Annotated in this window: 17 protein-coding genes; 8 read left to right on the plus strand and 9 right to left on the minus strand. The window is 69.8% G+C overall.

Features of this window, described 5'->3' with window-relative positions; all coding sequences use genetic code 11:
* The first annotated feature begins 352 nt into the window (after positions 1–352).
* Together ABT009_RS21960 and ABT009_RS21965 are read left to right on the plus strand one after the other, a co-directional pair.
* Positions 353–1,354, plus strand: coding sequence for an ABC transporter substrate-binding protein (locus ABT009_RS21960; protein ID WP_351297348.1), 1,002 nt, complete (start codon positions 353–355; stop codon positions 1,352–1,354).
* Positions 1,347–1,667 (plus strand): hypothetical protein, encoded by a 321-nt coding sequence (locus ABT009_RS21965; RefSeq protein ID WP_351297351.1) that lies wholly within the window; start codon positions 1,347–1,349, stop codon positions 1,665–1,667. Before ABT009_RS21960 ends, ABT009_RS21965 begins: the two co-directional genes overlap by 8 nt.
* A gap of 487 nt (positions 1,668–2,154) precedes the next feature.
* Here the strand turns inward: ABT009_RS21965 and hpaD are convergent, their stop codons facing one another.
* The 8 genes from hpaD to ABT009_RS22005 form a co-directional block, all read right to left on the minus strand.
* Positions 2,155–3,156: a 3,4-dihydroxyphenylacetate 2,3-dioxygenase gene (gene hpaD, locus ABT009_RS21970; RefSeq protein ID WP_351297354.1), complete on the minus strand. Its 1,002-nt coding sequence runs from the start codon at positions 3,154–3,156 to the stop codon at positions 2,155–2,157.
* Positions 3,153–4,634 carry a 5-carboxymethyl-2-hydroxymuconate semialdehyde dehydrogenase gene (hpaE, locus tag ABT009_RS21975; protein WP_351297357.1) on the minus strand — a complete coding sequence of 494 codons (1,482 nt, stop codon included), beginning with the start codon at positions 4,632–4,634 and terminating at the stop codon, positions 3,153–3,155. The genes hpaD and hpaE overlap by 4 nt, the downstream gene beginning before the upstream one ends.
* Positions 4,631–5,563: a 4-hydroxy-tetrahydrodipicolinate synthase gene (gene dapA / locus ABT009_RS21980; protein WP_351297360.1), complete on the minus strand. Its 933-nt coding sequence runs from the start codon at positions 5,561–5,563 to the stop codon at positions 4,631–4,633. The genes hpaE and dapA overlap by 4 nt, the downstream gene beginning before the upstream one ends.
* Positions 5,560–6,987 (minus strand): fumarylacetoacetate hydrolase family protein, encoded by a 1,428-nt coding sequence (locus ABT009_RS21985; RefSeq protein ID WP_351297363.1) that lies wholly within the window; start codon positions 6,985–6,987, stop codon positions 5,560–5,562. Before ABT009_RS21985 ends, dapA begins: the two co-directional genes overlap by 4 nt.
* Positions 6,988–7,006: 19 nt before the next feature.
* Entirely contained in the window at positions 7,007–8,242 is a 1,236-nt protein-coding gene (locus ABT009_RS21990; protein WP_351297366.1) for an NAD(P)/FAD-dependent oxidoreductase, read from the minus strand.
* Positions 8,239–8,568 (minus strand): 2Fe-2S iron-sulfur cluster-binding protein, encoded by a 330-nt coding sequence (locus tag ABT009_RS21995; RefSeq protein WP_351297369.1) that lies wholly within the window; start codon positions 8,566–8,568, stop codon positions 8,239–8,241. Before ABT009_RS21995 ends, ABT009_RS21990 begins: the two co-directional genes overlap by 4 nt.
* A gap of 67 nt (positions 8,569–8,635) precedes the next feature.
* On the minus strand, positions 8,636–9,847 hold the full coding sequence (locus tag ABT009_RS22000; RefSeq protein WP_351297372.1) for a cytochrome P450: 1,212 nt from the start codon (positions 9,845–9,847) through the stop codon (positions 8,636–8,638).
* Positions 9,848–9,977: 130 nt separating this feature from the next.
* Positions 9,978–10,928, minus strand: a complete 951-nt coding sequence (locus ABT009_RS22005; RefSeq protein WP_351297375.1) for a LysR substrate-binding domain-containing protein — start codon at positions 10,926–10,928, stop codon at positions 9,978–9,980.
* A gap of 800 nt (positions 10,929–11,728) precedes the next feature.
* On the opposite strand from ABT009_RS22005, the gene ABT009_RS22010 reads away from it, so the two are divergent.
* From ABT009_RS22010 to ABT009_RS22020, 3 genes are all read left to right on the plus strand, one after another.
* Complete coding sequence (locus ABT009_RS22010) at positions 11,729–13,159, plus strand: MFS transporter (RefSeq protein WP_351297378.1); 1,431 nt, start codon at positions 11,729–11,731, stop codon at positions 13,157–13,159.
* 147 nt (positions 13,160–13,306) lie between these two features.
* Positions 13,307–14,959 carry a GMC family oxidoreductase gene (locus tag ABT009_RS22015; protein WP_351297381.1) on the plus strand — a complete coding sequence of 551 codons (1,653 nt, stop codon included), beginning with the start codon at positions 13,307–13,309 and terminating at the stop codon, positions 14,957–14,959.
* Positions 14,956–16,446, plus strand: a complete 1,491-nt coding sequence (locus tag ABT009_RS22020) for an aldehyde dehydrogenase (protein WP_351297384.1) — start codon at positions 14,956–14,958, stop codon at positions 16,444–16,446. The genes ABT009_RS22015 and ABT009_RS22020 overlap by 4 nt, the downstream gene beginning before the upstream one ends.
* A 26-nt stretch (positions 16,447–16,472) precedes the next feature.
* Here the strand turns inward: ABT009_RS22020 and ABT009_RS22025 are convergent, their stop codons facing one another.
* Positions 16,473–17,417 (minus strand): LysR family transcriptional regulator, encoded by a 945-nt coding sequence (locus tag ABT009_RS22025; protein WP_351297387.1) that lies wholly within the window; start codon positions 17,415–17,417, stop codon positions 16,473–16,475.
* A gap of 26 nt (positions 17,418–17,443) precedes the next feature.
* Here ABT009_RS22025 and ABT009_RS22030 point away from each other — a divergent pair, with 26 nt between their 5' ends.
* The 3 genes from ABT009_RS22030 (at position 17,444) to ABT009_RS22040 (ending at position 19,779) form a co-directional block, all read left to right on the plus strand.
* Positions 17,444–18,106, plus strand: coding sequence for a nuclear transport factor 2 family protein (locus ABT009_RS22030; RefSeq protein ID WP_351297389.1), 663 nt, complete (start codon positions 17,444–17,446; stop codon positions 18,104–18,106).
* A 50-nt stretch (positions 18,107–18,156) separates the two neighbouring features.
* Positions 18,157–18,714 carry a 2,4'-dihydroxyacetophenone dioxygenase family protein gene (locus tag ABT009_RS22035; RefSeq protein ID WP_351297392.1) on the plus strand — a complete coding sequence of 186 codons (558 nt, stop codon included), beginning with the start codon at positions 18,157–18,159 and terminating at the stop codon, positions 18,712–18,714.
* 147 nt (positions 18,715–18,861) lie between these two features.
* Positions 18,862–19,779: an SDR family oxidoreductase gene (locus tag ABT009_RS22040; RefSeq protein ID WP_351297395.1), complete on the plus strand. Its 918-nt coding sequence runs from the start codon at positions 18,862–18,864 to the stop codon at positions 19,777–19,779.
* Positions 19,780–19,822 lie beyond the last annotated feature (43 nt).

Here is a 19,822-nt window from a genome sequence, read left to right on the forward strand (position 1 = left end):
GCAGCGCCGGCCCCCAGCCCCCACACCTCCCCTTGGATTGGAACCCCCGCCATGTCGCAATCCCTCCAGCCCGTGGTCCGCTGGCCCGCCGTCCCCCAGGAACGGGCAGGGACACCGCCGGTCGTCGCGCTCCACGGGCGGTGCGCTGATGAGAGCTCGTTTGCGGGCCTGGCCAGACGGTGAACAGCACGCGGTGGCTGCGCTGGCGGGAACGGCGGTGTCGTGCGAACAATCGGTTTCGACAGGGAGGGGTGGTCGCGTCCTTTCCGGCCGCGCCGTGAGAGACCGGCCGCGCCTCGTTTTCGACACGGCAACGCAGCTGCACTGCCAGCCTCCGAGAGGAACCGCACGCATGGTGGACGAAGAAGCCAGGACCCTGTCCGAGCTGTACGAGGAGGCTCGTACCGAGGGCGGCAGGCTGACCGTGTATGCCGGCGGGGACACACCCACCCAGCAGGACGGCGTGGTGGAGGCGTTCAGCGCCGCGTTCCCCGATGTCCGGCTCGACATGATCGTTGACTACAGCAAGTACCACGACGTGCGCATCGACCGGCAGATCGCCACCGGCACTCTCGTCCCCGACGTCACCCAGCTGCAGACCAGCTTCGACTTCACCCGCTGGAAAGAACGAGGCGTTCTCACGGACTACAAGCCCGCCGGCTTCGCCCAGGTCCATGACGGGTTCAAGGACCCGGACGGCTCGTGGGTGGCGGTGGCGGTGTACGCGTTCAGCTACATGACCGGGTCCGAGGGCGGTCCGGGCACTCCCGAGGAGCTGGTGGACCCGCAATGGCAGGGGAAGATCGCCTCCTCGCATCCGGGGGACGACGACGCGACGCTGTTTCTGTTCAAGAAGTACGTCGACGTCTACGGCTGGGACTGGCTCACGGCTCTCGCAGGCCAGGGCCTCGACTTCCACCGGGGCACGAACTCCCCGGGCGAGGCTGTCGCCGCCAAGGCCAGGCCGATCGGCCTGGCCGGCGCGGACGCCGGCCTCCCAGGGGTCACCTGGCACCTGCCCACAGGACACCACCCCTTCCTGGCCTGGGGCCAGCGCGCGGCCATCCTGCGCGACGCTCCCCACCCCGCGGCCGCCAGGCTTTACCTGAACTGGATGCTCTCCACCGACGTGCAGCGCACGGGCTTCCTCGGTTGGGGAGTGCGCACCGACGTCATCCCCGACGGCGGACCGGTCTGGGCCCACGCAAACGCGCACGTGGCTGAGTTCTACACGTTCATGGAGGACCGCGCCTCCGTCGAATGGTGGCGCCAGACCATGGTCCTGCTGTTCGGCGAGGTCCGAGGCGAGCCGACGCCCGGCTGGCTGGGCCTGCACCCCACCCGGCATGCTTGACGGCGCCTGCCAGCGAGCCACCGGCCACACCGCCAGGACCTCCTCGAACCGCTGGTACTGGGCGTCGAAGCCACCCAGGCGCTCGACCACCGTGGCGGCGCCGCCGATCCCGGCTGCCTGCACCATCAAGCCCTCGGCCAGCACCAGGAAGGGCACCGAGACCCGGCCGCCCAGCAGCTCGTCCTTGGCCGAGCACCACCGCATCGGGAACTTCATCGCCGGGATACTCCTCCCGCACCAGAACAAGACCCTAGGCGACCCCTACATCCGCACCGTTATGGCGCAGATGGGTGCGATCGAATCCACCCTTTAGCTCCTGGCCAACCTGGAATGACCCGAAGCAGGAGGAGGCGCAACGCGCTGCGACGGCATCGCAGTTGACCCCCTCACCCGGTAGTGGCCCGACGGTGTCGCCCTTCTCGACGCGGACGGTGTGGGCAGCGCCCCTTGATGTCGAACGCCCCCACGTCCGCGCGAACTCTGGGATCCCGAGCAGGAGTCCGCCGACGAGCTGGGTCAGGTCGGGGACGTCCAGATCGGTGCGTGCGCAGTCTCGCCACGCGCACCGCCCGGAGCGCACGCGAACCTCCGACGGTGCCCAGCCGCGCCGTGCGGCCCGGGGTAAAACTGCTGCTGGACACCGTGCGCCCCTCCCGCCTGCGTGATCAGTCGCACCAACGACCTGCTCGCGGCCGACCCCGCGGGGCTGAGACTGCTCGCCGGGATGGAGGACAGGCCGGTCAAGCAGCGCAACGCGTCGGCCCCGCCCGTACGGGCCGTACGCCCCGCCGCCCGCTGGTTCAGCCCAGACCGTCGGCGCCGACCTGTACGGCGGACTCGTCGAGCAGGGAGTCGGTGACGGGCTGCGGACGCCCGTCGAGGTCGAGGACTGGGGTGGCCTCCTTGTACCAGGACTCGATGACCGCGTTGCCCCAGAAGTCGCGGCGGCGGTCGTCGTGGACGTTCCAGCGGTACGTCTCGTGGTCGGGGTCCCCGGTGTAGTAGTCGCTGGTGTAGATCTCCACCCGGTGGCCGTCGGGATCGCGCAGGTACAGGTAGAAGGCGTTGGAGACGCCGTGACGGCCGGGGCCACGTTCGATGTGGTGTTCCTTGCGCAGGGAGCCGAAGATGTCGGCGCAGCGCAGGACCTGGTGGGATTCGTGGGTGGCAACCCCGAGGTGGTGCAGGCGCGGCCCTGCGCCGCCGGTGAAGGCGACGTCGTGGACGGTCTGCTTGCGGTACATCCAGGCCGCGTACAGCTCGTGCTCATCGCCCTCGATGGTCTCCGAGCAGCCGAAGCCGAGGGACTTGTAGTGGGCGTAGGCAGCCGGGATGTCCGGGGTGCAGATGTTGAAGTGGTCCAGGCGGGCGATCTCGGCGCCGTGGCGGATGTCGTAGCGCTGGATGAGGCGCTCCGCGCGCTCGATCTCGTGGAAGAACTCGACGGGGAAGCCGAGCGGGTCGATGACGCGCACGGCGTCGCCGACGCCGTGCGTGCCCTCGCCCTTCTTCAACCGCTTGACGGGGCGGCCGAGGTCGGTGAAGAACTTCTCCGCCTTGTCGACGTCCCCGGGGGTGCGGACGCGGTAGGAGATGTGGTCGAGGGCCGCGATCTCGCCCTTGCGCAGTACCAGGGAGTGGTGGGTGAGCTCGTCGGTGCCGCGCAGGTAGAGGGAGTCGGCGTCCTCGTGCTGCACGTAGAAGCCGAGCATGTCGACCCAGAACCAGCGGGCCGCGCCGAGGTCGGTGACGGCTAGCTGGGCGTAGGCGGACCGGATGACGTCGGGTGCCGGGGTATTCATGAGGTGGCTCCGAAGCGGGGGGTGTGGACGTCGCCGAGGGCGACGTGGACGATCTTCGCTTCGGTGTAGAAGTCGATGGAGTGGGCGCCGCCCTCGCGGCCGACGCCGGAGGCCTTCACCCCGCCGAAGGGGGTTCGCAGGTCACGGACGTTGTGGGAGTTGATCCAGATCATCCCGGACTCGACGGCGTGCGCGATGCGGTGGCCGCGCTTGAGGTTCGAGGTCCAGATGTAGGCGGCCAGGCCGAACTGGGTGGCGTTGGCCAGCTCGATCGCCTCTTCCTCGTTGTCGAAGGGGGCGACGGCGACGACCGGGCCGAAGATCTCCTCCTGGAAGATGCGGGCGTCGCGTTCGACGTCGGCGAAGACGGTCGGCTGGAGGTAGTTGCCCTCGGTCAGGTGCGCGGGCCGTTCGCCGCCGGCGACGAGGCGGGCTTCCTTCTTGCCGATCTCGACGTAGTTCAGGACGCGTTCGTAGTGCTCGGGGTGGACCAGAGCGCCGACCTCCGTGGCCGGGTCGGAAGGGAGACCGACGCGGACGTTGGCGGCGCGTTCAGCCAGGCGGCGCGTGAACTCCTCGTACAGCGGACGCTCGACCAGCACCCGCGAACCGGCCGTGCAGCGCTCGCCGTTGAGGGAGAACACGCCGAACACGACCGAGTCCAGGGCCGCTTCCAGGTCGGCGTCCGCGAAGACGACAACCGGGGACTTTCCACCCAACTCCATCGAGGTGGTCTTCAGGTGCTGCGCCGAAGAACGGATGATGTGGCGGCCGGTGTCGGTGGAGCCGGTGAAGGAGATCAGCGGTACGTCCGGGTGGTCGACGAGTGCCTGTCCGGCTTCCTCGCCGATGCCGTGGACGATGTTCACGACTCCGGCAGGAACCCCGGCCTCCGCGAAGATCTCCGGCCAAAGCGAGGCGGACAGCGGAGTCCACTCCGCGGGCTTCAATATGAGCGTGCAGCCAGAAGCGAGGGCCGGTCCGAGCTTCCAGCTCTCCAGCATGAACGGCGTGTTCCAGGGGGTGATCAGCCCGGCGACCCCGACCGGCTGCCGGACGACGTACGAGAACTGCTCCTCGCCCTGCCGGAACGCCTCCTCGCCGAGTGCGACGACGACGTCCGCGAAGTAGCGGAAGTTCTCGGCCGCGCGCCGGGCCTGGCCGCGTGCCTGGGTGATCGGCAGTCCGGAGTCGTACGACTCGAAGGCGGCGAGCCGGTCGTGGCGGGCCTCGACGGCGTCGGCGATGCGGTAGAGGACGTTCGCGCGTGCCCGGTTGGACAGGCCGGCCCACTCCGGGAAGGCGGCGCTGGCCACGGCCACCGCCCGGTCGACGTCGGCCGCCGCACCGCGCGCGGCCTGCGCGTACGTGGTGTTGGAGACCGGGTCGGAGACATCGAACGTACGCCCGTCGGCGGCGTCGACGAGCTCACCGCCGATCCAGTGCCGGATGGTCGAAGGCAGGTTCTCAGGGGTCACTTGTCGGCTCCGATTTGTGCGGTGAGGTCGCCGCCCTCGGCCAGCAGCGCTCGGATCTTCGTCAGGCCCTGGTCGGTGGGGGACACCAGCGGCGGGCGTACGAAGTCCGAGGCGATGCGGCCCTGTTGGGCGAGAACCCACTTGGCGGGGGCGGGGTTGGTCTCGACGAACAACAGGTCGACCAGCGGGTGCAGGCGGTAGTGCAGATCGCGGGCCGCGTCGAAGTCGCCCGCCTCCCACAGCTCGTACATCCGGGCCACAGCGCCCGGCGCCAGATTCGCCACCGCGCTGACGAACCCGGCTCCTCCCAGCGCCAGCAGCGGCAGACACAGCAGCTCGATGCCCGACCACACCAGCAGCGAACGCCCGCACGCGTGCAGCACGCGCGAGAAGTGCTCGAAGTCCTTCGTCGTCTCCTTCACCCCGACGAAGTTGTCGAAGTCGGAGAACAGCCGCTTCACCGTCTCCGGAGCGATGTCGACCGCCGTGCGCGAGGGCACGTTGTAGGCGACGATCGGCAGGTCCGGGAACTCCCGGGCCACCGTCGCGTACCACTGATACAGCGCCTCCTGGGTGGGCCGCGCGTAGTACGGGGTGATGACCAGCGCCGCGTCCGCGCCCAGCTCCTGGGCGGCAGCTGTGATTTCAAGGGTCTCGTCCAGCTTGTGGGAGCCGGTACCGGGCAGGAACGGCACCCGGTCGCCGATCTCCTCAACCGCCGTGCGCATGGCCACGATCCGCTCGGCGACGCTCTGCGCGCTGGGCTCGCCGGTCGAGCCGCCCAGCGAGATGCCGTGCGATCCGGACTCGATCTGGAAGCGGACCAGGCCGCGCAGGCTGTCGTGGTCGACGGCGCCGTCCGCGGTGAACGGTGTGACGACCGGGGCGATGGACCCGCGGATCGCCGACGGGTCGCTGCGGAACTTCACTGTGTCTCTCCCTTGCACCAGTTCTCGTACGCGTCCCGCCAGGCCGGACCCAGCGGATACAGACCGTCGACGCTCTCCCCCGCCGCGACCCTCTCGGTGATGAAGCGCTCCTGCCGCTCCTGCTCGCGGCAGTCGGCGACCAGCTCTTCGGCGAGGTCCGGCGGGACGACCAGCACGCCGTCGCCGTCTCCGACGATCAGGTCCCCGGGCTGCACCGTGGCCCCGCCGCAGGCGATCGGCACCCCGGTGTCCCAGGGCACGTGGCGCCGGCCGAGGACGGAGGGGTGGCTGCCCGCCGCGTACACCGGCAGTCCCAGATCCGCGATGGCGGCGCTGTCACGGACCGCGCCGTCGGTGACCACCCCGGCCGCGCCCCGCCGCTGGGCCCGCAGCGCGAGAATGTCGCCGAGCGTGCCGGCAGTGGGGTCCCGCCGGGCGTCCATCACCAGGACGTGGCCGGGGCGCAGTTCCTCGATGGCCCGCTTCTGGGCGTTCATGCCGGTGCCGTACCGCTTGAACAAGTCCTCGCGCAGCGGCAGATAGCGCAGCGTGTGCGCGACGCCCACCAGCGCTCCGCCGCTCACCGGCCGTACGCCGTCGATCGACATGTGCGGCAGACCGCGTGAGCGCAACTGGGAGCTCAGCGTCGCCACGGCGACCGAGCGCAGCCCGTCCGCCAACAGCGCATCGAGCACCGGCTCGGGTTCGTACGCCACCCCGTACGCGGCCTCACGTTCAGCCGAATCCGTCCTGGGCATCGCCCCGTACGGCGCGAGGGGATCACCTTCTGCGATCGGATTGCGCAGCCGCCCGGTGGACAGCTCACCGGCGGTGACCTCGACCTCGACGAGGTCACCGGGGCGCGCCACCGAGGCGCCCGCCGGGGTGCCGGTGAGGATCACGTCCCCAGGCTCCAGCGTGACCAGACGCGACAGGTCGGCGACCAACTGCCCGAAGGGGAACAGCAGGGTGTCGGTGGTGTCGTCCTGCGCCGGCTCGCCGTTCACCCAGGTGCGGAGCCGCAGTGCCGTCGGGTCGAGTCGGCGCGCGTCCAACAGCCGCGGGCCGACCGGGGTGAAGCCGTCCGCGCCCTTGGAACGGAGGTTGGAACCGCGGTCGGCGTACCGCAGGTCGTACACGCCCGCGTCGTTGGCAGCCGTCACCCAGCGGACGTACGACCAGCCGTCCTCGGGCGCCACGCGCTGCGCGCGCGAGCCGATGACGAGCGCGATTTCGCCCTCGTAGCCGAGGAGTTCACAGCCCTCGGGTCGGACGATGGCCTCGTCCGTCCCTGCAAGCGACGACGGCGGCTTGAGGAAGTACGACGGCTCGGACGGCGTACGGCCCCGCTCGCGAGCCCGGCTGCGGTAGTTGAGGTGGACCGCGATCACCTTGCCGGGCGTCCTGCCGAGTGGGTGTGACATGGTGTGATCGCTCCTTGGCTCAGGCGGTCAGACCGGCCGTGTCGGCGGTGAAGGTCTTGAGGTCGAAGTCCGGCGCGGCGGCCCGGACGGGGGTCAGCTCGCGGCCGGAGGACAGCAGGCGCCGGGCAGCCATGTGTTCGGCGGGGCGCCCCACGGACTCCACCGCCACCAGCCGTCCGGACCGGAACGCGAGGGTGGAGAACCGGCCGCCGGCGGGATCGCCGAGCAGTTGCACATGGTCGTAGCCGGTCGACAGTCCGGCGATCTGGAGCTTGATGCCTTTCTGGTCGCTCCAGAAACAGGGCAGTTCGCGGTAGGGGCGGGCCTCACCGGTGGCGATCCGGCGGCCGGCGTGGCCCGCCTGGTCCACGGCGTTCTGCACGGACTCGAGGCGCACGGGCACGGTCAGATGGGCGCTGAGGAATCGTGCGCAGTCCCCGATGGCGTGTATGCGCGGATCGGCGGTGCGCAGGCTCGTGTCGACCAGGATTCCATTGTTCACCGCCAGTCCGGCCTGGTCGGCGAGTTCACTGTTCGGAACGACGCCGACACCGGTCACCACCAGGTCGGCGGCATGGGTCTGCCCGTCAGTGGCTCGGACTCCCGTCACATCGCCTCGGCGTCCGAGGAATTCGACCACGCCGGTGCCGAGCCGTACCCGTACACCTCTGTCCACGTGGGCGTCGGCGAAGTACCTGGACACCTGCTCGGTGACCGAACGGCCCATGAGCCGCTCACCAACTTCCAGCAGCGTCACCTCCCGGCCTTCGGCGGCGGCGACGGCCGCGAACTCCAGCCCGATGAACCCGCCGCCGACGATGACGACGGACCGGGCGGACGCCATGCGTTCGCGCAGTTCCCGTGCGTCGGCCAGGCTGCGCAGCGGCAGGACACCGTCGAAGTCGGCACCCGGCACCGCGAGAGGACGGGGGCGGGCGCCCGTGGCGAGTACGAGATGCTCGTAGGCCAGGGTTGCGCCGACGAGCCGCACCTCCTTCGCGGAGCGGTCGATGCCGGTGACCCACGTGCCGAGTCTCAGCTCGATCGCGTTGTCCCGGTAGAACGACTCGTCACGCAGGTGCAGCGCTGTTTCGCCGGCCGAGCCAAGGAGGAACGCCTTCGACAACGGGGGCCGATGATAGGGCGGTTCGGGCTCGTTGCCGATCAGTGTGATCGGCTTGTCGTAGCCGTCCTTGCGCAGGGTGGCCGCCACCTGTGCGCCCGCCTGGCCGGCCCCGACGACGACGGTGCTCATCGCTGGTGCTCCGGCAGGCGGACGACGAGGCCGTCCAGGGCGGCGGTGACCACGAGCTGACAGCTCAGCCGGGAGCCCGGTTCGCGCGGGCAGGCGGTGCAGTCGAGCATCTCGTCCTCGTCCGCGCCGACCGGCGGCAGGTGCTGGGCGTGCGACGGTTCCGCATCGACGTACACGTGGCAGGTGGCACACATCGCCGAGCCGCCGCACTCGCCCGTGATGCCGTCGATGCCCCGGGCCACGGCGGCCTGCATGACGCTGGTGCCCTCGGGCACGTAGAGGAGGTCACGGGATCCGTCCGGGTGGACGTAGGCGACTTTCGGCATGGGGAGACTCCGTTCTCCGTTCGGTGAACCGGTGAGTGAGGGGGGCGGGGACGGGAACGGGAACGGTCTACGGTTCCCAGCGGACCGGAAGGTTGAGGGTCCCCCGGAAGACCCAGCCGCCGAGGCGGACGGGCTCGGCGTCGGCAAGCCGGAGGCCCTTCAGACGGCGGAAGAGCGTGGGCAGGGACACCTGGCCGACCTGGGCACGGGCCGCCCAGGAGCCGAGGCAGAAGTGCGGGCCGCCACCGAAGGCGACATGACCGCGTTCCCTGCGGTCGATGTCGAAGGCGTCGGGGTCGGCGAAGACGTCCTCGTCGCGGTTGGCCGAGCCGAGCACCACTCCCAGCCGGGCGCCGGCGGGCAGCAGGGTGCCGCCCAGTTCTACCTCTGTGGTGGTCTGCCGTGGGTACATGCCGATGGGCGCCACCCACCGGGCCGCCTCCTCGAAGACGTCCCTGAACCGCGCCGGGTCCGCCTCCGCGAGCGCGCGCTGCCCGGGATGGGACAGGAGGGCGTACGTCGCGACGCCGGTGACGTCTCGCGGTTCGTTGAGACCGCCGCCGATGAACATCTTGAGGTTGCTCCGGATCTCCTCCGGGGTCAGCGGGTCGGCCGCGTGCAGCATCGCGGAGATCACGGAGGCGTCGGGGTGGGCCTGCAGACGGCCGATCGCCGTGTCCACGGCCTCGTCGATGGCGCGGGCGGCGGCCTCGGAGCGCTGCCAGACGACGGGGTCGTCGGCGTAGTTGCCAGTGCCGTCCATCAGCGCCTGGGACCAGGTCTGAAGGTCCGCCGGGTCCACGTCCGGCAGGCCGAGCACCAGGGCCAGACAGCGGGCGGCCATCGGGCCGGCGAACTCGCTGAACAGATCCGCTTCACCGCGCTCGTGGAAACCGTCGATGAGTTCGTCGGCGATCCTCTGAAAGGCCGGCATCCAGTGCTGCTTGACGATCCTGGGGCGCAGCGCGGGCTCGGCCGCCTTGCGTTCCCGCTGGTGGGCGGGGCCGTCCTTGCGAAGCATGGTCAGGCCCATCACCCGGATCATCAACGACTCCTCTTCGGCGGCGCTGAAGATCTCCGGGTGCTGCTCCAGGTGGACGACGTCCCTGTGCCTGGTGACCAGGTACCGGTTCGCGGCGGGCACCCAGGCGACCGGCTGGTGACGGCGCAGCCGTCGGTAGATCGGGTACGGGTCCTCCCAGAGGTCCCGCAGCTGGATGCCGCTCGCGTAGTCCTCGGCGGCCTCGGCTGTGTCCGCGGTCTCGGCGGTCCGGGTCATGGCGGTGATCTGCCTTCCGTGGGGTGGTGCACGGTTGGCAATGACTGTGACGCGCGGCGCATCCCGTGAAAAGCACAGGTTGCCGCTGTATTACCGCAGGGAAACTCATAATCCCAGCCGGAGGGCACTTTCAGAGGGCGGGAGGCTCGCTGGTGGTCGGGCTTTGCAGGCAGAACCGTACGAACTCCGACGCCCGCCGGGTCCGGGCCACCTGGCGTGGCCAGCACAGCAGGACCGACACGGTGGCCTCGGGAAGCTCGGCGATCTCCTTGTGCACGACGGGCAAGCCCTCGTACGTACGGTCGTTGGCCGGCCGCTGGACCAGGATCGCGTAGCCGAGACCTCGCCCCACCAGGGCACGCGCCATCTCGAAGTTCCTGGTGCGGTGCCGCACGACCGGGGTGACGCCGGCGCTCTGGCAGAGCAGCAGGGTGTGGTGCGAGCTGGGCGGGGCGTCGAGCAGCACCATCGGCTCGGCGGCCAGATCGTGCAGGGCGACGACGGGCTCGTCCGCCAGCGGGTGCCCGGCCGGCAGCAGGATGTGCGGCCGCATGGTGGAGAGCAGCGCGCGGTCCATCTCCGGCAGCACGTCCGTGTCGTACAGCACGGCCACGTCGAGGTCGCCGTCGAGCAGCCTGCGCTGGAGGTGGTCCCCGGTGCCCTCCTCGAAGTCGATGGTCAGGGCAGGGTGCAGCGCGGAGAACCCTTGGAGTAGCGGTGGCAGCACGGTCGGCGCGAGCGTGACGTAGCAGCCGACCGACAACCGGCCGGACAGACCCTCTTGCGTCCCGGACACGTCCGCCGCCAGATCCTCGGCCTGCCGTAGCAGCGCCCTCATCTCGCGCAGCGCTTGCTTGCCGGCCGGGGTCAGCGTGATGCCGTGCGCCTTGCGCCGTACGCAGAGCTGCACTTTCAGCGCCCGTTCCAGCTCGCTGATCGCCAACGACACCGCCGATTGAGAGATGTGCAGCCGGGCGGCAGCCTCGCTCAGCGTGCCGCTCTCGGCAGCGGTGACGAAGTACAGCAGTTGCCGCAGCGAGTAACCGGGAAGTCTGGGCGGCCCGTCCAGTGGTTCGTCCATGTGCTCCCCGCAGGTGGTGGCATCGGTCCGGCCACTGTAGACGCGGACGTCGAAGGGCCTTCCCACGTCGGAGCGCCTACCAGGCGGAGCGGGGCGGGTGCCGAGGAAGCCGGGTGTAAGGCAAGGCCCTAACACCCATAAACCCAGCGCTTGCTTCCGTGCCCCAGGTCACCGGCCGTACGTTTCCGACGGACCGGTCGCAGGCAGTTTCCCTGCCTGTTACCGAAAGGCGCCTCGGTGTTGTCGAAGGCCGACTGGTCGGCTGCTTCCTCCCAGCCACCTGAGCCTCGGTGCCGGGCCCGCTCCCGCAGACGAAGGAGTCTGATTCATGGATACGACCATGAGGCACTTCAACGAACAGGCAACCCTGCCCCGGACCAGCAGCCTGCGACATCGCGCCGCGCCGGGATTGGGCGGCGGCTCAGCGTCTCGACGCCGGCTGTCCCGCTGAGCTCCTGTAGCACACCGCCCCTTCGTTGTGATGACGCGTCCATCTCCGCGTCGCTTCACTGAGATCCCCGAGGACGCGATGGACCTCCGCGGGGTGCGCACCCCAGGCAAATCCGGCTTACGTCTCTGACAGAGCGGGGCGGGAATTCCCCGGCTTTCCCTGGCGCCACTTCCCCATCGATCGAAAGCAACCCCCTCACCGCGCGAATTCATTCGCCAGTTGCTTTCCCTCATCGCTTCTCGTGCGCCAAAAACCGGTCTCTATCCCACCAGACAAGGGAGTCTGACTCATGGATACGACAATTCGGCCTGCCATCGCACAGAAACCCAGCGTATGGACACACGGCCGAATGAACGCGGCCGCCGCTCTGTTCGTGTGCACGGCACTGGCCTACGCGATCGCAACGAACATGCTCACCCCTCTGCTGCCGAGTCTCCAGCAGCAGTACGGGATCGGGCCGGTTGCCGCGCTCTGGCTGACTCTGAGCACACTGCTCGGCGGTGCCCTCTTCGTTCCCTCCCTGTGCCGACTCGGCGACCTGATGGGCTGGCGCAAGCAGATCATCGTGGTCGCACTGGGATGCCTGACGATCGGCGGCGCGCTCGCGGCGGTCAGCGACAGCCTGGAACTGCTGATCGTCGCCCGGGTGATCACGGGAGTGGGCGCGGCGTCCACACCGATGATGACCGGCATCTCTGCCCAGTACTTCACCGAGACACGTCGTAAGGCGTCGGTCGCGCTGATCTCGTCCGGGGTCTTCCTGGGCGCGGGCTTCGGCGGGACGCTCGCGAGTCTGCTGATCACCCGGCCGGACGGCTTCCGGATCCTGTTCTGGCTCACGGCGGCAGTCCCGTTCGCCGCCATGATCGCCGCGCTGCTGGTCGTCCCCAAGGACCCGCCCGCATCGGCCGAGACGGGCGGGGGCCGACGGCCCCGGGCACTCGATCTGCCGGGAGCCATCGGGTTCATCGTTCCGGTCGCCGCCCTGGTGGTCGCGTTCAGCTTCTCGGCCAGGTGGGGCTGGACCTCACTGCCCTTCTTCACGCTGGTCGTCGGCGGCCTGGTGGTATTCATGGTGTGGACGCGAGTCGAGCGGCGCACCCGTGACCCACTCGTGGACATCTCGGTGTTCTTCTCCCGGCCCGTGCTGATCGCGAACTCGGCATCCGTCCTCGGTGGATTCCTCATCTTCGCTTCCATCGCGTCCACCAGCACGATCATGCAACTCCCGCCGCTGCCGGGCGTGGGCGGCCTGGGCACGAGCGCGGTGAAGGCCACCATGCTGGTGCTGCCCGCCGAGCTGATGATCGTGTGGATGGCGCCGGTCGTGGCGATCCTCACCCGCCGCTACGGCAAGGGGATATTCCTCACCGTGGGCCCGCTCGTGCAAGCCGCCGGATATCTGCTGCTGCTCGTCGACCACAGCGGTGTCGGCGCGTTGTTCCTCGGCATCGTGGTCATCGGTGCCGGTACCGGCATCAGCTGCTCCGCCTGGGTGCTGGTGTACGTCGACGACATCGCACCCGAGCATGTCGGCCGGGTGTCGGCGATCGCCCCGATCCTTTCCCAGGGCGTGGGTGGCAGTATCTCGGGCGCCATCTTCGGGGCGATCGTGACGTCTTTCGCGATGCCGAAGACAGGTCTGCCGTCGGCCGAGGCATTCGAGGTGTTCTGGTGGGTTGCCGTCGGCGTGGGCATTGCGGGCTCCGCCGTCGGTCTCACCTACCTGCGCTCCTTCGGTCGCCGCTCTACGGCTCGCCCGGAACCGGTCCCCGCGTAACAGTTCCCGGCGACGGCGACCGGATGCCGGAATCGCCGTCCAGCTCTACCACTTTCCTCTCTCCGTGCCACGGCGTGTTCGGGAATTCCGTGCTCCGCAGAATTCCCGCCCGCCGACCATCAGCACACGTAATTCAGGAGAACCTCGATGGAGATGTTCGATTTCGTTGTCGTCGGCGGCGGCGCAGCCGGCTGCATAGTCGCCGCCCGGCTGTCCGAGGACCCGGCGCACCGGGTGCTACTGCTGGAAGCCGGCGGCGAGGCCAACCGCCCACTCGTCCGTATCCCCCTGGCCTGGCACAAGGTGTCCGAGACCGCCCGCTACGACTGGGGCTACCGTGCCGAACCCGAGGAGGCCACCGGCGGCCGGATCCTGCACCAGGCCCGCGGGCGGCTGCTCGGCGGCAGTTCCTCCGTCAACGGACTGATGTACGCCCGGGGAAACCGCGGCGACTACGACGGGTGGGCGGCCCTCGGTCTGCCGGGCTGGGGATACGACGACGTCCTTCCGTACTTCCGGGCGCTGGAGTCGAACTGGCGCGGCGAGGGCCCCTACCACGGTGCGGACGGTCCGGTCGCGGTCGTTGCCAACCCTAAGCACCCGGTGCTCTACCCCCGGATGATCGAGGCCGCCCGCGAACTCGGGTACGAAGAGGTACCGGACTTCAACGGGGAGGGCTGGCCGGGCTTCGGCATGCCTGACTTCACCGTGCGCGACGGCCGCCGGGAGAGCTCGGCGACCTCCCACCTCACCGCCGCCCGGCGCCGTCCCAACCTGCACGTACGAACCGGAGCACTGGCACTGCGGGTTCTGCTGCGCGACGGCGCCGCGGCCGGCGTGGAGTACCAGCACGCCGGGCGCACCGAACGCGTCTCAGCAGGCGAGGTGGTTCTCTGCGGCGGTGCGTACAACTCGCCACAGTTGCTTCAGCTGTCCGGGATCGGGCCTGCTGCCGCCCTGCGCGCCGTCGGGATTCCCGTCCGGTACGAGGCCCCGGCGGTCGGGGCGAACCTCCAGGACCATCCGCTGCTGCCGGCCGCCGTCCGGGTCGCCGACGAGCTCGCGTTGGACGGGCCGCTGCGCGCCGACCGGGTGGCGCTGTCCTACCTGGGCTGGCTGAGGAACGGCGGCGGGCCGCTGGGACAGGCGGCGCTCGCGGTGCAGGGCTTCGTACACACCCACTCCGACGACGACTGGCCGGACACCCAGTTCCAGATCAGCTACCGGGCGGTTTTCGACCGTCCCTGGATCCGCCCCTCGCGACGCCCGGGCAACCGCCTCACGGCCGCCGGAATGCGGCTGAGGCCCCTCTCTCGCGGCACGGTGACGCTGCGCTCGGCCGACCCCTCAGCCCCGCCACGGATCCAACTGAACCTGCTCACCGAGGAGGACGACCGCCGGGCTGCCCGCGAGATCCTGCGGTTCATGCGCCGGTTCTTCGCGGCTCCGGCACTGTCCGGGCTGGTCACCGGCGAACTCCTGCCCGGCCCGGACGTGGACGACAGCGATGCCGCCCTCGACGCCTGCATCCGCGACAACGTCATGACCGGCATGCATCCGGCGGGCACCTGTGCGATGGGCTCGGACCCGGCCACCTCGGTGGTCGACGGATCGTTGCGGGTGCACGGCGTCGGCGGCCTGCGCGTGGTCGACGCCTCCGTCATGCCCCGCCTGGTCAGCGGAAACACCGACGCCCCGACCCGCATGATCGCCGAGAAGGCCGCCGACCTCATCCTCGGGCGCGCACCCCTCGGCCTGCGCAACGCCCGTTCCCAGGAAGCAGAAGGAGTCCGCCAGTGAGCACCAGCACCGTTCCTCGTACCGTGGCCGTGGCCCCGGTACGGCTCGGCCACCCCGACGAGGTCTATCTCGGCGGTGAATGGGTCACCCCGACCGGTCCGAGTCGGATCGAGGTGGTATCCCCGAGCACCGAAGACGTGCTGATCACCGTTGCCGAGGCCACCGAGCCCGACATGGACGCCGCCGTCGCCGCTGCTCGCGCGGCTTTCGACCATGGCCCGTGGCCGAGGCTCAGCTACCCGGAACGCGCAGGGTACCTGCGGCGGCTCGCCGCCGCCCTGCGCGAGCGCGAGCCGCGGCTCGCCCGCGCATGGGTCGACCAGACCGGCGCCCTGGCCGTCGCAGCTCCGCTCGTCATCGGCGGAGGCACCGCGTGGTTCGACTACTACGCGGATCTCGCCGCGACCTTCCCCGCCGAGGAACCTGTCCACCCGGGCGCTACTGTCTTCCGCGAGCCGGTGGGTGTGGTGGCCGCGATCGCACCGTGGAACAACCCGTACGGCATCATGACCGGCAAGATCGCCCCGGCCCTGCTCGCCGGATGCACCGTGGTGATGAAACCCGCACCCGAAACCCCCATCGAGGCGCACCTGATCGCCGAGGCCGCCGACGAAATCGGTCTGCCGCCCGGCGTCCTCAACCTCGTCCCCGCGCACCGCGACGCCTCCGACCACCTGGTGCGCAACCCCGGTGTGGACAAGGTGAGTTTCACCGGCTCAGTGGCGGCAGGGCAGCACATCGCCTCGGTGTGCGGGGACCGGCTGGCCCGCTACACCCTGGAGCTCGGCGGTAAGTCCGCAGCCATCGTCCTGGACGACTACGACGTCGAGGACGCCGCCGACACCCTCGTCCGGACGATCATCGCGTCGACCGGGCAGGTCTGCGCCACGCTCAGTCGGGTCGTGGTCTCGAAGCACCGGCGAGACGCACTGGCCGACGCGGTGAGGGAGCGGTTCGCGGCGCTACGGGTCGGCGACCCCTTCGACCCGGCCACCGACATGGGTCCGCTGTCGATGGCCCGTCAGCGCGACCGCGTCGAGTCGTACATCGAGGCCGGCCGCGCCGAGGGCGCCACGCTCGCCTACGGCGGGGGGCGGCCGACGGACCTGGAGCGCGGCTTCTACGTCGAGCCGACGCTGTTCACCGATGTCGAGCCGGGGATGCGGATCGCCCAGGAGGAGATTTTCGGGCCGGTGCTGTCGATGCTGACCTGCACGAGCGTGGACGAGGCCGTCGAGATCGCCAACGACTCGGCGTACGGACTCTACGGCGCGGTGTTCACCCACGACGAGGCCCTCGCCCGCAGTGTCGCCCGGCGCGTACGAGCCGGAACCATCGCGCACAACGGCTTCCGCTTCGATCCGTCGGTGCCGTTCGGCGGGTTCAAGCACTCTGGCGTGGGCCGGGAGGGCGGCCCGGAGGGCCTTCTGGCGTACACCGAGGCCAAGTCGTTCCTCACCGCGGGCGAGACGGGCGGGTCAAGGTGACCACGCCGACCGGGGAGCCGGTGCTCTCACGCACTGACCGCCGGAGGCCCGGCGGCACCCGGCAGGTCCGGGGCGTCGAGCACGTCGAGCAGACCGCGCAGCGACGGATGGCGCCGTCCGGCGGGCGCGTACAGGCGCCTGACATCCAGCGACGGCAGCGGCACCTCCAGCGCCAGCCGGGCCAGACCGTAGGTCATCGGATCGGCCGGATGCCTGATGCCTTCCGTGCCACTGACGTCCTGCTGTGGGGCGAACATGCAAATGAACCCCCGTCCGCGGTGCACGGTGGCGAGCAGCAGCCCGAATTCGTCGGACTCGATCTCGACATCCGTGTCGCCGAGCCCGACCGACGCCAGCGCCCCGTCGACCAGGGTCCGCAGCGACCGCCCGCGCGTCAGGTGGATCGCCGGGAACTGCCGCAGCTCGCGCACGGTCACCCGGCTGCGTCCCGCCAGCGGATGCGTCGGTCCCACAACGATGGCCAGCGGCTCGCGGCCCACCCGCTCGCCCACCGCTCCCGTCACGCCCGAGGCACAGAACGCGTAGCCGGCGTCGAGGTCGCCGGCGTCCACGGCGCCCCGGACCTCTTCGAGGGTCCGGTCGGCCGTGTCTATGTGCACCTCGACCTCGGGTCGGGCCGCCTGGAACCCCTCCAGCCGCTTTTCAAGCCGGAACAGGACGAACGGCGGCACGGCAAGCGTCATCGACTGCCGCCCGGTGAGGCCGTCGGCCAAGCCCCGAACGCCGGCGAGGATCCCGGCGATCCGCCGGTTTGCCTCCTCCCCCGCATCGGTGAGCATCACCGCGGCACCGGCCCGACGTGTGAACAGCGCGGTACCCAGAGACTTCTCCAGGGCCCGCACGTGTTCGCTGACCGCGACCTGCGAGATGCCCAGCACCTCGGCAGTGCGGCGGAGACTGCCGTACCGGACGACCTCCGTGAAGATCTCCATCTGCCGGATCGTGATCATGAAGTGCCTCGTGGAAGGACGAGCCGATGACGAAACCGGGCTCACTGGACAGTACGGTTCGCATACTGGAGCGTCGGCTCGCCGCTGTCGAGGCCCGTGACGCGGTCGAACGCCTTCAGTACCAGTACGGCTTCTACCTCGACAACCGGATGTGGGACGAGGTGGCGGAGCTGTTCTGCGACGACGCGCACGGTCCGCCATCGATCGAAATCGGACGGCGTGGCTCGTACACGGGCCGCGAACGGGTCCGGGACTTCCTGGTCGAGATCCTCGGCGAGGGGCGCTGGGGACTGGTCACCGATGAGGTGATCGACCACATCCAGCTCCAACCGTTGATCACCGTGTCGGAGGACGGCCGGACCGCGCGTTGCCGGTCCCGGGCGCTGATCCTCGGCAACTCCCCGCCCGGCACCGGCCGCCTCCTGCTCGCCGAAGGCGTCTACGAGAACCGCTACGTCAAGCAGGGCGAACAGTGGCGGATCGAGCGGCTGCACTGGGTGCCGACCTTCTACACCACCGTCGGCGATTTCGACCGGGCCGTATTCGAGAGCGCCCCGCCGAGCGAACTCAACCCGCCGGATGTGGCATCCGCCCCTGCCGACAAACGGCTGGGACGCCAGTTCCTGCCCTTCCACTACCCCCACCCGGTCACCGGAGCCGAGTCACCGGTGCCAGCGGCCGACGCCTGAAGACCCTCACCAACCCCGTCAACCCCGTCACCAATGACTGGAGCAGATCAATGACGATCTCCGAAGCACCTCTCCCGGTTCCGACTTCCACAGCTCCCGTATCTCTTGCCGAGGCCCCCGAGGCCCTGCACGTCTCCGAGCCCGAAGTGCCCTGGGCCGAGGACTGGGGCGGGGAGGGCTCCGGCGTGCGGCTGAAGCTGCTGATGGCCGATGTCGAAGGCGCCGTGTTCACCGTCCGCATCCAGATGCGGCCGGGCACCCAGCTTCCGCCCCACCTGCACACCGGTGCGGTGCACGCCTTCACCCACGCCGGCGAGTGGTGCTACCTGGAATACCCCGACTCGCCGCACAGCCGGGCCGGCTCCTACCTCTACGAGCCCGCCGGATCCACCCACACCCTCAAGGTGAGCGACACCTGTCCCGAGGTGATGGACGCGACGTTCACCGTCCACGGCGCGATGATCCACTACGCCGAGGACGGCAGTGTCGCCGCGGTCGGTGACGCCGCGACGCACCTGCGCGACTACTTCGCCGCGCTGCGCGCCCTGGGCACCCCGTTGCCGAAGCTCATCCGGGGCGGTACGTCCGGCTACACCGACGAGGCGTAGCACCCCCCGTCCGACGCGGACCGGACGGCAACCGTCCGGTCCTCCCGGAGTACAGCCACCGACCTCTTGCCGCCGCCCGGTCAGGGTTAGTCCACTTGTCGACCAACCGACGTGGCGCGACGGGACACAGACGAAAAGAGCCGAGACATGGCCATCCTCCTCACCGGCGCATCGGGCGGATTCGGTCGCCGCGCCGTCGACCTGCTGCTCGAGCGCCTCCCGGCGAACGAACTCATCCTCATGACACGCACACCCGAGAAGCTCGCCGACTACGCGGCACGCGGAGCCGAAATCCGCTACGGCGACTTCGACGACTACGAGTCGCTGAAAAGCGCCTTCGCCGGCGCGGACAAGGTACTGCTGATCAGCGCCAGCAAAGTGGGCAGCCGCATCCCGCAGCACACCAATGCCATCAACGCGGCACGCGCCGCAGATGTCAGGCACGTCGTCTACACGTCCTACATCGGCAAGGGGCCGGACAACCCCTCGCTCGCCGTCGGAGATCACCGAGCCACCGAGGACCAACTGCGCGAATCGGGTATGACCTGGACCGTGTTGCGCAACGCCCAGTACACGGACGCGCTCGTCGAAGCCGGCGCACGCATGCCGCTGCGCACCGGACGCTGGCTCTCCAGCACGGGCTCGGGCCGTATGCCGCTGGTCACCCGCGACGACTGTGTCGACTCGGCGGTCGAGGTCCTGAGCACCCCCGGCCACGAAGACGTCGTCTACGAGATCACCGGGCCGGAACTCCTCACTTACCGCGAGGTCGCCGAGACCATTGCCGAAGTCGCCGAGCGGCCGATCGAATACCTCGACGTGGACGAGGAAGCGATGTACGCCCACTTCGACAGCATGGGAATTCCGCGGGTCGCCGTCGCCGATCAGTCGGTCGACGCCGTGCCGTGGTCGAGCGAGGACATGGTCACGGTGGAACGAGCGATCCGCCTGGGCTTCATGAAGGTCGAATCGCAGGACGTGGAGAAGCTCACCGGGAAGCGGCCGAAGTCGCTCCGCGAGTTCGCCCGGGAGCGCGAAGAGTATCTGAAGTCCCTCCGCGGCTGACCCTTGTGCCGGCGTCGGCGGTCGGCCCGACGGACCGACCGCC

Source organism: Streptomyces sp. NPDC002896, from assembly GCF_040295225.1.
In the GTDB taxonomy this organism is placed as follows: Bacteria; Actinomycetota; Actinomycetes; order Streptomycetales; family Streptomycetaceae; genus Streptomyces.